Origin of the sequence: Burkholderia sp. DN3021, from assembly GCF_049805555.1 — a bacterium.
GTDB lineage: Bacteria > Pseudomonadota > Gammaproteobacteria > Burkholderiales > Burkholderiaceae > Burkholderia > Burkholderia pyrrocinia_C.
This window is the reverse complement of the sequence record NZ_JBNCAB010000032.1, coordinates 24,460-38,323: the sequence shown is the minus strand read 5'-3', so window position 1 is coordinate 38,323 and position 13,864 is coordinate 24,460. Positions and strand designations below refer to the sequence as shown.

The window sequence follows — 13,864 nt, the reverse complement described above, 5'->3', positions numbered from 1 at the left end:
GGGCAGTATCTTCATCCGGGCGTTTTCAAATGATCCGGGCGATTCGGTGACGGCCCGCACACTCATGCTTGCGAGCACCGAATACCTGTTTTGCATCGGTGCGCTGAGTCTCGCACTCATGTTCAGCGCTTCGCCCCCGGCTGCCATGTTCGGAATGGCGTACCCGCGTGATCCGGCACGATGCGCAGCGTCGCATGAAGCTGCTGTATCGTAACGGCGTCCAATATTCCCGTGATGTGTCAGATGACTCCGCTCTTTCGCAATCCAGCCTTCTATCAGTTGCTTGCCGACAGCCATGCTCGACTGCTCGGTCGCCCGCTCGTGCCGGCCACCATTCCCGAGAATGACGCAACCGAGTGGCTCTATGAGAGCGCCCCGTTCGCAGTGCTTGCACACAACACCGACCCCGATCCGCTTTTTATCTATGCCAACAAGGCCGCGCAGCGCCGATTCGGATATGGCTGGGATGAAATCACCCGGCTTCCGTCCCGGCTCTCTGCCGAAGCGCCGAATCGCGAGGAACGGCAGCAATTCCTCGCACGCGTACAGCGGCTTGGCTACGAGACCGGATACAAAGGCATTCGCATCACGAAATCCGGCCAGCGCTTCATGATCGAGGAAGCAACACTGTGGCAACTTCTCGATACGGACGGCAGATTGCACGGCCAGGCAGTCGTCATTCCCCGTACACGCGACATCTGATTGCATTACCCGCGGTCCGCGCGAGACAACGCAAAGCCGGAATTGGTTGCGTCCGCCAACTGTAGAAGGAGCACCTGCGGCAGCCATGCGTGCAGCGCCGGTCAACCTCGCGCGACGATAGCGAATCGCCTCGGTCGACAGCTATCAACCCCATAGCCAGCAGTGCTTTCAAACATATCGTCAAATTACGATATATGATTCGTCCATCGACGATACCCGTCTGCCCAACCGAAACACCCGCTCCACCATGCCGACCGAAATCGACATCGACGCGATCCTGAAAGCGCTGTCCAACCCCGTACGCCGGGAAATCCTCAACTGGCTGAAAACGCCGGGCGAGCATTTTCCGGCACAGACGCTGCCGTACGACCACGGCGTCTGCGCGGGGCAGATCGACGCGCGCTGCGGGCTGTCGCAGTCGACCGTTTCCGCGCACCTCGCGACGCTGCAGCGCGCGGGGCTCGTGACGTCGACGCGGATCGGCCAGTGGGCGTTCTTCCGGCGCAACGAGGCCGTCATCGACGCATTTCACGACGCTTTGCGCCGCGATCTCTAGCCAACCGGCCGTATCGGCCACGCGGGCCCGCGTTGCGCATGACGCGATGGCGCGCCCGCCTTTCGTGAAGAGGTTATCTGTCATGCCCACGCTGTTCGATCCCGTTACCCTCGGCGACCTGACCCTGCCGAACCGCATCGTGATGGCGCCGCTCACCCGCTCCCGTGCGGGCGCGACGCGCGTGCCGAACGCACTGATGGCCCGCTACTACGCCGAACGCGCGTCGGCCGGCCTGATCATTACCGAGGCGACCTCGGTCACGGCGCAGGGCGTCGGCTACGCGGACACGCCCGGCATCTGGTCCGATGAGCAGGTCGAAGGCTGGAAGCAGGTGACGCAGGCCGTGCACGCGGCCGGCGGGCGCATCGTGCTGCAACTCTGGCACGTCGGCCGGATCTCCGATCCGGTGTTCCTGAACGGCGACCTGCCGGTCGCGCCGAGCGCGATCGCCGCGGGCGGCCACGTGAGCCTCGTGCGTCCGCAGCGTCCGTACGTGACGCCGCGCGCGCTCGAACTCGACGAAATTCCGGGCATCGTCGCCGCGTACCGCAAGGGTGCCGAAAACGCGAAGGCGGCCGGCTTCGACGGCGTCGAGATCCACGGCGCGAACGGCTACCTGCTCGACCAGTTCCTGCAGGACAGCACCAACCGCCGCACCGATGCGTACGGCGGCCCGGTCGAGAACCGCGCGCGCCTGCTGCTCGAAGTGGTCGACGCGGCGGTCGACGTGTGGGGCGCCGGCCGTGTCGGCGTGCACCTCGCGCCGCGCGGCGACGCGCACACGATGGGCGATTCCGATCCGGCGGCAACGTTCGGCTATGTCGCGCGCGAACTCGGCCGCCGCAAGATCGCGTTCATCTTCACGCGCGAATCGTATTCGGGCGACCACTTGAGCCCGCGCCTGAAGGAAGCGTTCGGCGGCCCGCTGATCGCGAACGAGCAGTTCACGCTCGACACCGCGCAGGCCGCACTCGCGAGCGGCAGCGCCGACGCGATCGCATGGGGCAAGCTGTTCATCGCGAACCCCGACCTGCCGCGCCGTCTCGAACTCGGCGCGCCGCTGAACAAGCCGGTGCCGGAAACGTTCTACGCGGAAGGCGAAACGGGCTACACCGACTACCCGGCGCTGAGCGACGCGGCCTGACGGCCGGGCAGCACGTGTTCAGGCGCGCACGTCCGCGCGCATGAACACGCGCTGCGTCTCGTCGAGCCCGCGCGCGACGTGATGCGCGCGGACCGCGCGCAGCGTATCGTCGAGCGACGCGTCGTCGATGATCCGGAAACCGAGGCGCGCATAGTACGGCGCATTCCACGGTGCGTCGCGGAACGTCGACAGCACGACCTGCGCGATACCCTGCTGCACCGCGCGCGCCGTCACCTGTTCGATCAGGCGCGCGCCGATCCGCTGTCCGGCATGCGACGGCGCGACATCCAGTTCCTCCAGATACAGCCGCTGCGCATCGAGCAGCCGGTAGAACGCAAACCCGACGCACGCGCCCTGCGCATCGACCGCGACAATCGCGCGGCCGCCGTCGATGCGTGCGAGCACGTCGGCCGTATCGGTCGGCTCGCCATCGGCGATGTCGGTCATGCCGATCTCGCGAAACCGCTGCGCGGCGGCGACTTCCACGGCAGCCATCGCGGCCGCGTCTTCCCGCGTGGCGGGACGGATCAGGATCGATGCAGTCATGACGGCAATTCAGGCAGGCAGTCTGGAACGGCCGTCACTATAATCGAAACTTCATACGTTTCGAATGCCCCCTCCACGAGGTTCGTCATGACGTTATCCGCGCTTGCCGTCTTCGCCTTCGCCCTGCTCGTCACCGCCGGCACGCCCGGCCCGAGCGTCGCCGCGCTCGTCGCGCGCGTGCTGACGAACGGCGTGCGAGACGTACTGCCGTTTCTGGCGGCTATGTGGCTCGGTGAAGCGCTGTGGCTCACGCTCGCGGTCGCGGGGCTGTCCGCGTTCGCACGCACGTTCGAGACAGGCCTGATCGTGCTGAAACTGCTCGGCGTCGCGTACCTGCTGTTCCTCGCGTGGAAGATGTGGACCGCGCCTACCGGGACGGGCGCGGACGACCTGCCGCGCGGCCAGTCGCCGTGGCGCATGTTCGTCGCGGGCATGCTGGTTACGCTCGGCAATCCGAAGATCATGCTGTTCTATCTTGCGCTGCTGCCGACCATCGTCGATCTCACGCACGTGGGCGTTCTCGCATGGGCCGAACTGGTCGGCACGATGCTCGCGGTGCTGATCCTCGCCGACTGCTTCTGGTCGCTGCTCGCGTCGCGCGCACGAGCCTTGCTGACGTCGGCGCGCGCGAAGCGAATCGCGAACCGCACGAGCGCGGCCGCGATGGCCGGTGCGGCGGTGGCGATCGCGACGCGGTGATACGGTATCGCGGCGTTGTCGTGGAATCCGGCCATGCCTGATGTACGGGGAACACTACCTCCGTGAGCGCGGATCTTCCCCCCGGCCGTCAACCATCCGGGCGACACTGCCCTCGACATGAGCCGCGCGGCCGACCTGCGAGAGTTCGTCGAGCGACCCGCCGACATCAAGGCCTACGTGCTGGCGGACCCGCTCGACGAATTCCCGACCGCCGACACGCTGAAGGACGTGCATGCGCCGATCCAGCTCTGGGCATCCGAATCGGGCGGCGACGGCGTGGAGCCGGAAACGGTCGACGCGCTGGCCGGCTTGCTGCCGCAACGGCCGGAATTTCACGTCGTGCCGAATGCCGCGCATTTCGCGTTTCTCGCGCCATGCCCCGATCAATTGATGCACCGCGCACCTGAAATCTGCAACGATGCGACGGGATTCGATCGCGCAGCCTTCCACGAAACACTCGATACCAAAGCACTCGCGTTCTTCAGCGCGAATCTCCGCTAACAGCGAAACGCCTTGCGCCAGACGCCCGGCGCCGGCGCATGGTCGTTGCAGTCGATCAGCGTGCGCACCAGCGCCCAGTCGTCGTCATCGCAGAAATCAAGCAGCATCGCGCCGCACGAGCCGCGCTGCTCGCGCAATCGTTCGGCCAGCCGCGCATGAATGCCCTGCACCCTGCCGTCGCCGTGCGCAACCGTCGACGGATTCGCGCCCATCCCCGTCCCGCTGCAGAAGTTGATCGCCCAGCGGCCGCTTTCCGGTGTCGGCAGGTGCGTGAGCAGCGCGTCGATCGCGCGCCACTTCCAGCCGATCGACGCAGCCACCGGCACGCGGTATTCGTCCTGGATCACGAACGCACCGTCGGGATGATCGATCGTGAACGTCGCGTTGTCGGGCCACGCGGTCAGGTCGATGCCGAACGGCCGGCCGCTGCGAAAGCGCCGCAGCAGCACGACCGCACCGCGCACGTCGCCGAGCGCGGGCAACGTGCCGCCGGCATGCCAGCGCAGCCGCGGGTGGCGCGCGCGATGCGCGTCGAACGTCGCATCGAAGCCGCGCGTGCACGCATGCGCCGGCCATTCGTCCTTCACCGACATCACGATGCATTCGCGCGGATGCGCATCGAGAAAGCGTGTGCAGGTTGCCAGCACATCGTCAAACGTCATGCCGAGCGCGACGCCGCCGTGATGGATGTCGAACGCATCGCGCACGTGCCGGCAGCGGATGTCGAGCAGCCGCACGCCGTGCGCGAGCTGCGCATCGAGCGGCGCGCGCTGCGTGCGCACGAGCCGATCGTCGACGGTATACGCACAGGTGTCATGGCTGCCCGGTAGGGTCAGCGTATGCAGCAACCGCGCATCGTCGAGCGCCGACATCCAGTCGGCGGGCGGCGTGCACGTATCGTGGCTCGAACGGATCATGACTCAATGAATGACAAGGAAAGAAAACCGTGGGTGACGGCGTCGGATGTCGCGGCGCGGGCCGGTGTATCGCGCTCCGCGGTGTCGCGCGCGTTCTCGCCGACGGCGAGCATCGCGCCGCAAACGCGCGAACGCGTGATGGTCGCCGCGCGTGCGCTCGGCTATCAGGTCAACCTGATCGCGCGCGACATGATCACGCAGCGCAGCAGCATGATCGGCGTCGTGACGGCCGGCTTCGAGAATCCGTTTCGCGCGCGGCTGCTGACGGACCTGATGGCCGCGCTCGGGCAGCGCGCACTCACGCCGCTCGTGACCAACGCGGAAGATCCGCGCCAGGTCCGGCAATCGCTCGAGCAACTGCTCAGCTACCGGATCGCGGGCCTCGTTATGACGTCCGCGTCGCCGCCGCTGTCGGTGGCGCAGCAGTATCTCGAACACCGGATCCCCGTCGTGATGATCAACCGCGACGCGAACCTGCCGGGCGCGGATATCGTCGTCAGCGACAACGCGGCGGGCGCCGTCCATGCGGCGCAGCGGCTCGTGCGGGCCGGCGCGCGCCGGCTCGCGTTCGTCGGGCCGCGCGGCGCGAGCTACAGCGCGCAGTCGCGCGCCGCGGCGTTCGAGCATGCGATCGGGCGCGGTGACGCATTCGACGCGACGCTCACGCGCGCGCTCGACACGCCGTCCGACACGCATGCATGCGGGATCGACGCCGCACGGCAACTGTTCGCGTCCGGCGAGCGGCCCGACGGCGTGTTCTGTTCGTCCGACCTGCTCGCGCTCGGCGTGATCGACGCCGCGCGCAGCGAATTCGGGTTGCACGTGCCGGACGACCTGCGCGTGGTCGGCTTCGACGACATCCCGGCCGCCGAATACGACGCCTATCGGCTGACGACGCTCCGGCAGGACACGCGCGGCCTCGCACATGCGGCGGTCGACCTGCTCGCCGACCGGATGCAGACGTTCGACGGCCCGTCGCGCACGCGTGTCGTGCCGGTCACGCAGGTGGTGCGGCATAGCTGCGCATGACACGGTGAAATCGGGCGCGGCGTTGCCGCGCGTCACTTCAACCCGCCCGCGAACCCGCGCAACAGGTAGCGCTGCACGTAACCGGCCACGGCCAGCGTGGGCAGCGACGCCATCAAGCCCGCGCTCATCAGGTCGCCCCAGTCGATGCCGTTCTCCGTCACATAACCGGCGATCGCGAGCGGCAGCGTGAAGCGGCTCGGCGTCGACACGAACAGCAGCGCGATCAGGAACTCGTTCCATGCGGCAATGAACACGAAGATCGCGGTCGCAATCAGCCCCGGCGCGCACAGCGGCAGCACGATCTGCACGAGCCGTCGGGCCAGCCCCGCGCCATCGATGCAGGCCGCTTCCTCGTATTCGACCGGTACGTCGCGCACGAACGCGAGCAGCATCCAGATCGCCATCGGCAATGCGTAGATTTGATACGCGAGCATCAGGCCGAGCGTCGAATCGAGCAGGTGCAGCCGCTTCGCGAGCGCGAACAGCGGCACCGCGATCGTGATCGGCGGCATCAGCTTCAACGCCAGCACGAGCACCAGAAACAGCAGGTCGAGCCGTGCCGGAAACCGCAGCCGCACGAGCGCATACGCAGCCGGAAACTCGAGCGCCAGCGCGAGCAGCGTCGTGCCGAATCCGACCAGCAGCGAATTGAAGAGCGGCGCGCCGATGCCGTTGGACCACACCGACGCGAAATGCTCGAAGGTCGGCGCGGCCGGCAAGATCCGCAACGGATGATCGAGGCGCTCGAGCGTCGGCATGAAGGCCGCACCGGCCATCCACAGGCAAGGCAACAGCAACAGCGCGAGCGCGGCAACACGCAGCGCCGACGGCACCGCGCGACCGAATGCGGCGCCCGTTCGCGTGCGTGAGATGCCCGAGGGTTGCGCCGTCATGCGCGCCGCTTGCGAACCGTCTGCCATACATACCCCCAGACCAGCAGCGCGGACGCCGCGAGCATCAGCACCGACGCGGCACTCGCCGGCCCGACGTTGAAGAAGCGGAAGCCCGTGTCGTAGATATAGGTCGACAGCGTCTGCGTCGCGTTGCCGGGGCCGCCGCCCGTCAGCGCATAGACCTTGTCGAACAGCTTGAACGTGTCGATCGAGCGCAGCAGCAGCGCGAGGCCGATCTGCGGCGCCGCGAGCGGCAGCGTGATGTCGCGCAGGCACTGCCACTCGCTCGCGCCGTCGGTGCGCGCGGCTTCGTACAGTTCACCGGGAATCGATTGCAGCCCCGCCAGCACGATCAGGAACGCCATCGGCGTCCACTGCCATACGTCGACGAGCGCGAGCGACCACAGCGCGAGATGCGGATCCGACAGCCAGCGCACGCCTTCGATGCCGAACGCCGCGAGCAACTTGTTCAGGAATCCGTCGAAGTTGAGCCAGTTGCGCCAGATCGCGGAGCACACGAGCGTGGACAGTATCATCGGCAGGATCGCGAGCGGCAGCGCGATGCGCCGCCCCGGAAACGCGCGCACGAACAGCAGCGCGAGGCTGAAGCCGAGTGCGACCTCGGCGAGCGACGCCACGATCGTGAAACGCAGCGTATTGCCGAAGCCGGCCGTGAACGCGTCGTCGCCTAGCACCGCGCGATAGTTCGCGAGCCCCGCAAACGCGCGGCGGCCGGCCGCGTAGTCGACCCGGCAGAACGAGTCGATCAGCACCTGCGCGACCGGATACAGCGCGAGCGCGGCGAGCACCAGCAGTGCGGGACCGAGCAGCGCGGCGAACGGCAGGCTGCGGCCGAAGGCTTTCATGCGCGGGTTCCGGGCGACGTATCGAGGCGGGCCATCACTTGCCGGCCGCGGCCATCGCCTGCGCGATCTTCTGCTGCGCCTGGCGCAGCGCGGCGTCGGGCGCGGCCTGCCCGGTCAGCGCGAGCTGGAGCTGGTCGCCGAGAATGCTCTCGACCTGCTGCCAGTCCTTCACGCGCGGCCGCGCACGACCGGCCTCGAGCGCCTTCAGTTGATCGGGATACCAGCGGTACTGGCGCACCAGCGCCGGATCGGCGAACACGCTGCGGCGGGTCGGCGGAATGCCGATTCCGGCGAGGCGCGTCTGCGTGTCGCGGGCGGTCAGGTAAGCCAGGAAGTCCTGCGCGAGCTTCGCGTGCGGCGCGTCCTTCGGAATGCCCATCTGCCAGATGCCGAGCATCGGCGCCGGGCCGGCGGTCTGCCCGGGCGGCGGCTGCAGCGCGATCTGCCCGACCACGCGCGATTGCTTCGGATCGTCGAGCGCCGGCACCCATGCAGGCCACACCTCGATCGACTGCGCGGCCGTGCCGCGCTGCAGCGCATCGCGCACTTCCGCCGCGCCGTACACGTCGACGTCCTGCGGCGCGGACGCCTTCAGCGCGAGGAACGTCTTCAGCGCGGCCTGCGCTTCGCGCGAATCGATCGTCACGTTGCCGGCATGGTCGAACACGTCGCCGCCGTAGGCCCACAGGATCGGCAGGAAGCCGGTCACGACCGGGTTGCCCTTCGTGCCGCGAAACACGACGCCCGACACACTCTTGTCCGCGCCGCCGACGGTCTGCGCGATCTTCAGCACGTCGTCCCAGTTGCGCGGCGGCTGCAGCTTGTATTTCGCGAGCAGGTCCTTGCGGTACGCGAACATCTCGACGTTGCCGACGATCGGCAACGCATACAGCGCGCCGGCCGCGTTGCGGCCGAGCGCGACGGCGGACGGCACGAGATCGGCGTCCGCGAGCGACGCGGGCAGCGGCTTCAGCCAGCCGTTGCCGATGAATTCGGGCGCCCACGTGTCGTCCATCATCACGAGGTCGTACGCACCGGTGCCTTCGCGCATCGACAGCTTGAGCTTCTGGTACAGGTTCGCGTTCGGCAGCTTGAGCAGCTCGATCTCGGTGCCCGGGTGCAGTTTGTTGAAACCGGCGACGGCGTCGGCCAGCCCCTTGCCGTAGATGTCGTCGCGGCCTGCGATAACGAGATCCGCGGCAACGGCGTGCGTGGTGGCGAAGGACAGCGCAAGGGCGGCGGACAGCGCGCGCAGGCGGCTCAGCAAGGTCATGGGGTCTCTCTCGTTCGGCGTGGTGGCGGGACAGCCGGGCGTTGCACACGTGTGCAACGCGGGCGACGCTTCCGGCTGCCTGAAGCGAACGCCATTGTTCACGCCGATCGTTAAGAATTTATGGCACGCGGCGGAAGAGACAGCCGTCGGGCCCGGCGGCCGCCTGCCCGCCTGACCACACGGGCCCCGTCAGAAGTTCACGCGGATCCCGGCCATCACCGCCAGTTGCCGGCTCGAGTTGCTGTTGGCGAGCACCGGAATCTGCGCGTAGTTCACCGCGTTGCCGTTCGTATCGGTGCCGAGCCCCGTGCCGCTCGCGATCTGGCCGATCGCGACCGCATACAGTGCCGTGCGCTTCGACAGGCTGTAGTTCGTGCCGACGTTCAGCTGGTGGAAACGCGTCGTGCCGCGCCCGTCGGTATGCGCGGCGTTGAAGATGTACGCGACGCCGCCCTGCAGCGCGGGCGTGAACATGTACGTGACGTTCAGCTCGCCGATGTCGAACGTGAACGCCTGCGTGCGCGGCTGTGCGGCAGTCGAGAAATAGCGGCTGTCGCCGAGGCGCGTATGCGTGTACGTGAGTGCGACCGTCGCCGCGCCGAACGTCACCGAGCCGCCCGCGCCGAACGCGCGCATCGAGCCGGCATCCTGCAGCAGGCAATACATCGCGCCCGGGTTGCTGCACGCGAAATCGCCGATATAGCCGCTCGCGCCGCCGAGCGCCGCATCGAGCGGTTGGTGCAGGTCGAGGTAACCGACCGAGAACGCCACCGGCGCGCGCGTGTACGTCGCGGCCACCGCATAGCCGCGCTTCGCGGAAAAATCGCCGGCCTGCCCGCCGAAGCTGAACGTGCCGCCGAACGTGAGGCCGTTGAAATCGGCGCTGGTGAACTTCACCGCATTGTTGAAATTGAACGCGGCGTTCAGGTTGTCGACGTCGCCGAGATGCGAGCCATACGGCGTCGCCCAGTTGTTGCTCGACACATACGCGCCCAGCATGTCGGTGTACGAGTCGTACTGCCGGCCGAGGCCGAGCGTGCCGATCCCGTCCTGGCGCAGCCCGACCCACGCCTGCCGGCTGAATGCGGTGCCGCCCTGCAGCGCCTGCCCGTTCGCGGACAGGAGCTGCTGTTCGAGCGTGAACACCGCGTCGAGCCCGCCGCCGAGCGGCTCGGCGCCCTGGAAGCCGAAGCGGGACGGCACGAGGTTGCCGCCGCCCATCTGCCACGCATGGCCGCCGCCCGTGCTGCCATCGGCGCGCGTGAACTGCTGGTTCGTCGAGTAGATGACACCGGTGTCCACGGTGCCGTACAGCGTCACGCTGCCGGAGGCCTGCGCATGCGCGTGCATGCAACCCAGCGTAGCCGCGGCCGCGGCCAGTCGTCGTCCGATCTTCATGTCCCGTCCTCTGGTGTCGTCGATTCGCAGTGCAAACCGATGGTGTTGTCGATAGGGGTGACGGGACTCTATCCAGCGAAAATTCAGGACCTCTATCGCAAATCGGCAAACGGTGGATCGCGCTGCCTGCGACGATGTCCGACGACGCCGTCGCGGTGCGCGTGCGTCAGTCGGGACGCGTCGTCTGGGAAGGCAGCTCGCCGAACAGGTCGCGATACTCGCGCGCGAAATAGCCGAGATGCGTGAAACCCCAGCTCGCGGCGGCCTCGCCGACGCCGAGCTGCCGTACCGGCGTCGTGCGCAGCATGCGCCGCACCGCGTTCAGCCGGATCGTGCGCAGATAACCGACCGGCGTGACGTCGGCCACGCGCTGGAAGCTGGTTTGCAGCGTGCGGCGGCTGCAGCGCAGCGCGCGGCACAGTTCGAGCACGGTGACGGGTTCTTCGGGCCGGTCGCGCAGATGCTTCTCGCAGCGGCTCACGATGTCGCTGTAGGTGGCATGCGTGATGTCGCGGCGCTCGACGCCGATGCCCTGTTCGAGCGCATCGAGGAACATGCCGAGCATCGCGTCGCGGAACATCTTGCGGGTGGCCGCGTATTCGAGGTGGCCGGGGTCGCGCTGCGCATCGTCGATCAGCGACGACAGCCGCACGCCGAGCGCGACGCCCTGCTCATCGGACAGCCGCGTCACATGCCGCAGCTTGCGCGCGCCGGCCGCGCCGAATTCGGCCTCGCACAGCTCGTCGACCATGTCGGACGCCGCGCTGATCCCGACGAGCCCCATCCCTTCCGGCGTATGGAATTCGAAATCCTCGCCGGCGCGCAGCGCGAGCAGCGCATAACCGTCGACCGGCTGGCCCTGGAACGTGCCCGCGAGCGGCACGGACAGCGGCACCGCGAGCGACGTGCGTCCGGCCGGCGCGAGCCCGGTTTGCGCGACGCGCCGGTTGGTCGTTTCGCGGAAGAAGTGGAAATCGTCGTACAGCACCTGCGTGACCGTGCCCCTGAAGCGGCCCGGCGTCATCTGGCGGTAGACCTGATGCCAGCCCGCGATCGCGAGCCCGTGGTCGTGCACGTCTTCGTGCGAGCGTGACTGGAACAACATCGGCGCCTCCGGTAAAACCCTGATTCCTGGATGCGACCGAGGCGTTCGCCCCGCCGCAACGCCACAGCTTACCCGCGCAAAAACCTGCGCAGTGCCGTTTCGAACGCAAGACAGGCCGCCGACAGCGCGGCCGCCTGCTCGCCGGTCAGCCGGACGTAGCGGCGAAACGACGGCATCCGGTTCACGACCTCGCTGCCGCCGAACGGCACGATCGCGAGCGTCCAGCGGCCGTCGCGCGCGTCGATCGCGCAGTCGGTCAGGTGCAGCGGCCGCAGCGCGTCGGCCAGCGACGGCTCGGCGACCAGCGCAGCCACCGTGGCGACGAATCCGAAGTCGCATCCCGGCGCTGGCGCCGCATCGATACCCGTGCGGCGCAGCCAGCCGGTCTGCCGCACACGGGCGCGGCCCTGCGCGACCGGGCCGTGTACAGTCACCGCCACCTTCACGCTGACCGTATGCATCAGGAACTGGCGCTCGACGCGCTCTTCGACGCTCACGCGCACGCCGTTCGGCAGCCGCGCCGTCGGGCTGCCCACATCGTCGGTATCGCGCACGGCATGCAGGTCGGCGAGCACGCGCGCGGCGATCGCGCCGGGCCGATGGCCGGGCGGCGGCGCATCGGGCGCCGCACGCCACCGGGCGAGCGCGGCCTTCACGACGCGACGTGCTCGTTGCGCAGCACTTCCTCGACCGGCACCGGCCTGAACGGATGCCGGCGCTGCACGACGAGCGTCCAGAACAGCGCGTACAACGCGGTGAGCCCGAGCATCGCGCCGAACGGCACGTAGATGTCGCGCGCGTTCATGCCGGGCGGCGTGATGTACCAGATCGCGAGCACGATGCCGACGCTCGACACGATCTGCGGCAGCGGGAACAGCGGCGAACGATACGGGCGCGGCAGGTCCGGGCGGCGGATGCGCAGCATCACGACCGACGCGGTGACGAGCAGGTACGCGGTGCCCCACGCGCAGGTCGCGGCGAGCACGAGATGCAGGATGCTGTCGAGATTGCCGTTGATCAGCCATGCGTGGAAGATCGGCACGACGGCCGCCGCGACGATGCCGACCACCGGCGTCTTGAAGCGCGGATGCAGGTACGCGAAGCAGCGCGGCAGCGCGCCGTCGATCGCCATCCCGTACAGGATCCGCGGCAGCCCGGCCATCAGCGTGTTGATCGTCGCGGCGCCCGCGAACAGGAACGCGATGCCGAACCAGATACGGCCGAACGGGCCGAACACCTGCAGCGCGAACGCGGGAATCGCGCCCGGCGTGTCGAGCAGGTGCGTGAGGCCGTCGGGGCTCACGGGCACGTTCGCGACCTGGCGGCGGATCGCCGCGCCGTACAGAAACATGCAGATCGCGACGCCGACGAGGCCGATCGTCATCGCGCGCGGGATCGTGCGGCCCGGCGCCTTCATTTCCGGCGCGAGCGGCGTGACGAACTCGCAGCCGACGAACATGAACATCGCCATCCCGACCAGCGACAGCACGGCCGGCACCGACGTGCCGACTTCCGAGCCGCCGAACCAGCCGTCGAGATGCACGGCCGGCGCGGCCGCGAGCCCGAGAATCCCGAAGATCATCAGCGACAGCCACATGCCGGCCGTCAGCACGATCTCGAGCTTGCTGAACACCTTGATGCCGACGATGTTGGTGATCGCGAACGTGATCACGAGGCCGACGCCGACGAGCCAGGCGCTGTTGTGCTTCTCGAACGCGGCGTTCAGCGATTCGAAATTGACGAGCGCCATGATGCCGCTCAGGATCGTCTCCGCCGTGCCGGCGAACACGTGCACGAGGAAATACGCGGAAATCGTGCCGGTGATCGCCCAGAAGCGGCCCAGCCCGCACGACAGGTAATCGTAAACCGAGCCGGCCGTCGGCAGCATCGCGGCCGCTTCGGAGAACGTGGTCGCCTGCGCCTGCATCATCACGAACGCGATGATCATCGCGACCGCGAACGCCCATCCGCCCATCCCGAAGCCCGACGTCGCGGTGAGGATCACCGGGCTCGCCATGATGAGGCCGACGGCGCTCGCCAGCGCGGTCGGAAAGCCGACCGCGCCCGCCTTCAGTGCGGTGCCGCCGCCCGCTTCGGCCGGCGTGCCTGCGGACGTATCGCCCGCGGCGCCGGTAACTCGTGACCATTCCGACATCGTTGTCTCCTTCCCTTGTTGACCTGAACCCGCGCTTCGGCACCCGGGCCTCCTGTCGATCACACCTCGATCCGATGTCG

Annotated in this window: 15 protein-coding genes; 6 read left to right on the top strand and 9 right to left on the bottom strand. The window is 68.1% G+C overall.

Annotated features, from left to right (window positions below; translation table 11 throughout):
- Window positions 1-243: 243 nt before the first annotated feature.
- The 3 genes from ACPUER_RS17555 to ACPUER_RS17545 all read left to right on the top strand — a co-directional run bounded on the left by ACPUER_RS17555 (window position 244) and on the right by ACPUER_RS17545 (window position 2,402).
- A complete protein-coding gene (locus ACPUER_RS17555; RefSeq protein ID WP_425131693.1) occupies window positions 244-702 on the top strand; it encodes an MEKHLA domain-containing protein in 459 nt (152 codons plus the stop codon).
- A 247-nt stretch (window positions 703-949) separates the two neighbouring features.
- A complete protein-coding gene (locus ACPUER_RS17550) occupies window positions 950-1,258 on the top strand; it encodes an ArsR/SmtB family transcription factor (RefSeq protein ID WP_034180436.1) in 309 nt (102 codons plus the stop codon).
- 82 nt (window positions 1,259-1,340) lie between these two features.
- Window positions 1,341-2,402 carry an alkene reductase gene (locus ACPUER_RS17545; RefSeq protein ID WP_425131692.1) on the top strand — a complete coding sequence of 354 codons (1,062 nt, stop codon included), beginning with the start codon at window positions 1,341-1,343 and terminating at the stop codon, window positions 2,400-2,402.
- Between the two features lie 18 nt (window positions 2,403-2,420).
- Here the strand turns inward: ACPUER_RS17545 and ACPUER_RS17540 are convergent, their stop codons facing one another.
- Window positions 2,421-2,948, bottom strand: a complete 528-nt coding sequence (locus tag ACPUER_RS17540; protein WP_425131691.1) for a GNAT family N-acetyltransferase — start codon at window positions 2,946-2,948, stop codon at window positions 2,421-2,423.
- A gap of 87 nt (window positions 2,949-3,035) precedes the next feature.
- On the opposite strand from ACPUER_RS17540, the gene ACPUER_RS17535 reads away from it, so the two are divergent.
- On the top strand, window positions 3,036-3,647 hold the full coding sequence (locus ACPUER_RS17535; protein WP_425131690.1) for a LysE family translocator: 612 nt from the start codon (window positions 3,036-3,038) through the stop codon (window positions 3,645-3,647).
- A gap of 117 nt (window positions 3,648-3,764) precedes the next feature.
- Window positions 3,765-4,148 (top strand): hypothetical protein, encoded by a 384-nt coding sequence (locus tag ACPUER_RS17530; RefSeq protein ID WP_425131689.1) that lies wholly within the window; start codon window positions 3,765-3,767, stop codon window positions 4,146-4,148.
- On the opposite strand, the gene ACPUER_RS17525 is transcribed toward ACPUER_RS17530, so the two are convergent.
- A complete protein-coding gene (locus ACPUER_RS17525) occupies window positions 4,145-5,065 on the bottom strand; it encodes a phosphatidylinositol-specific phospholipase C (protein WP_425131688.1) in 921 nt (306 codons plus the stop codon). The two genes, ACPUER_RS17530 and ACPUER_RS17525, sit on opposite strands and share 4 nt — an antisense overlap.
- Before the next feature lie 6 nt (window positions 5,066-5,071).
- Here ACPUER_RS17525 and ACPUER_RS17520 point away from each other — a divergent pair, with 6 nt between their 5' ends.
- Window positions 5,072-6,094: a LacI family DNA-binding transcriptional regulator gene (locus ACPUER_RS17520; RefSeq protein ID WP_425131687.1), complete on the top strand. Its 1,023-nt coding sequence runs from the start codon at window positions 5,072-5,074 to the stop codon at window positions 6,092-6,094.
- Between the two features lie 32 nt (window positions 6,095-6,126).
- Here ACPUER_RS17520 and ACPUER_RS17515 read toward each other — a convergent pair whose 3' ends face one another.
- The 7 genes from ACPUER_RS17515 to ACPUER_RS17485 all read right to left on the bottom strand — a co-directional run bounded on the left by ACPUER_RS17515 (window position 6,127) and on the right by ACPUER_RS17485 (window position 13,784).
- Window positions 6,127-6,987 (bottom strand): carbohydrate ABC transporter permease, encoded by an 861-nt coding sequence (locus ACPUER_RS17515; RefSeq protein WP_425131686.1) that lies wholly within the window; start codon window positions 6,985-6,987, stop codon window positions 6,127-6,129.
- Window positions 6,984-7,853: a carbohydrate ABC transporter permease gene (locus ACPUER_RS17510; RefSeq protein WP_425131685.1), complete on the bottom strand. Its 870-nt coding sequence runs from the start codon at window positions 7,851-7,853 to the stop codon at window positions 6,984-6,986. Before ACPUER_RS17510 ends, ACPUER_RS17515 begins: the two co-directional genes overlap by 4 nt.
- 34 nt (window positions 7,854-7,887) lie before the next feature.
- Window positions 7,888-9,126 (bottom strand): ABC transporter substrate-binding protein, encoded by a 1,239-nt coding sequence (locus ACPUER_RS17505; protein ID WP_425131684.1) that lies wholly within the window; start codon window positions 9,124-9,126, stop codon window positions 7,888-7,890.
- A 189-nt stretch (window positions 9,127-9,315) separates the two neighbouring features.
- Window positions 9,316-10,524 carry a porin gene (locus tag ACPUER_RS17500; protein WP_425131683.1) on the bottom strand — a complete coding sequence of 403 codons (1,209 nt, stop codon included), beginning with the start codon at window positions 10,522-10,524 and terminating at the stop codon, window positions 9,316-9,318.
- A 166-nt stretch (window positions 10,525-10,690) separates the two neighbouring features.
- The gene (locus ACPUER_RS17495) at window positions 10,691-11,629 is read right to left on the bottom strand and encodes a helix-turn-helix domain-containing protein (RefSeq protein WP_425131682.1); all 939 of its coding nucleotides are present in this window, start codon (window positions 11,627-11,629) and stop codon (window positions 10,691-10,693) included.
- Window positions 11,630-11,697: 68 nt separating this feature from the next.
- On the bottom strand, window positions 11,698-12,285 hold the full coding sequence (locus tag ACPUER_RS17490) for a DUF3156 family protein (RefSeq protein ID WP_310133000.1): 588 nt from the start codon (window positions 12,283-12,285) through the stop codon (window positions 11,698-11,700).
- Window positions 12,282-13,784, bottom strand: a complete 1,503-nt coding sequence (locus ACPUER_RS17485) for an APC family permease (protein ID WP_425131681.1) — start codon at window positions 13,782-13,784, stop codon at window positions 12,282-12,284. Before ACPUER_RS17485 ends, ACPUER_RS17490 begins: the two co-directional genes overlap by 4 nt.
- Window positions 13,785-13,864 lie beyond the last annotated feature (80 nt).

What these genes read in the sequence shown, in the direction of transcription:
- ACPUER_RS17555 (WP_425131693.1), top strand. Translation starts at nt 244, where the DNA reads ATGACTCCGCTCTTTCGCAATCCAGCCTTCTATCAGTTGCTTGCCGAC.
- ACPUER_RS17550 (WP_034180436.1), top strand. Translation starts at nt 950, where the DNA reads ATGCCGACCGAAATCGACATCGACGCGATCCTGAAAGCGCTGTCCAAC.
- ACPUER_RS17545 (WP_425131692.1), top strand. Translation starts at nt 1,341, where the DNA reads ATGCCCACGCTGTTCGATCCCGTTACCCTCGGCGACCTGACCCTGCCG.
- ACPUER_RS17540 (WP_425131691.1), bottom strand. Translation starts at nt 2,948, where the DNA reads ATGACTGCATCGATCCTGATCCGTCCCGCCACGCGGGAAGACGCGGCC.
- ACPUER_RS17535 (WP_425131690.1), top strand. Translation starts at nt 3,036, where the DNA reads ATGACGTTATCCGCGCTTGCCGTCTTCGCCTTCGCCCTGCTCGTCACC.
- ACPUER_RS17530 (WP_425131689.1), top strand. Translation starts at nt 3,765, where the DNA reads ATGAGCCGCGCGGCCGACCTGCGAGAGTTCGTCGAGCGACCCGCCGAC.
- ACPUER_RS17525 (WP_425131688.1), bottom strand. Translation starts at nt 5,065, where the DNA reads ATGATCCGTTCGAGCCACGATACGTGCACGCCGCCCGCCGACTGGATG.
- ACPUER_RS17520 (WP_425131687.1), top strand. Translation starts at nt 5,072, where the DNA reads ATGAATGACAAGGAAAGAAAACCGTGGGTGACGGCGTCGGATGTCGCG.
- ACPUER_RS17515 (WP_425131686.1), bottom strand. Translation starts at nt 6,987, where the DNA reads ATGACGGCGCAACCCTCGGGCATCTCACGCACGCGAACGGGCGCCGCA.
- ACPUER_RS17510 (WP_425131685.1), bottom strand. Translation starts at nt 7,853, where the DNA reads ATGAAAGCCTTCGGCCGCAGCCTGCCGTTCGCCGCGCTGCTCGGTCCC.
- ACPUER_RS17505 (WP_425131684.1), bottom strand. Translation starts at nt 9,126, where the DNA reads ATGACCTTGCTGAGCCGCCTGCGCGCGCTGTCCGCCGCCCTTGCGCTG.
- ACPUER_RS17500 (WP_425131683.1), bottom strand. Translation starts at nt 10,524, where the DNA reads ATGAAGATCGGACGACGACTGGCCGCGGCCGCGGCTACGCTGGGTTGC.
- ACPUER_RS17495 (WP_425131682.1), bottom strand. Translation starts at nt 11,629, where the DNA reads ATGTTGTTCCAGTCACGCTCGCACGAAGACGTGCACGACCACGGGCTC.
- ACPUER_RS17485 (WP_425131681.1), bottom strand. Translation starts at nt 13,784, where the DNA reads ATGTCGGAATGGTCACGAGTTACCGGCGCCGCGGGCGATACGTCCGCA.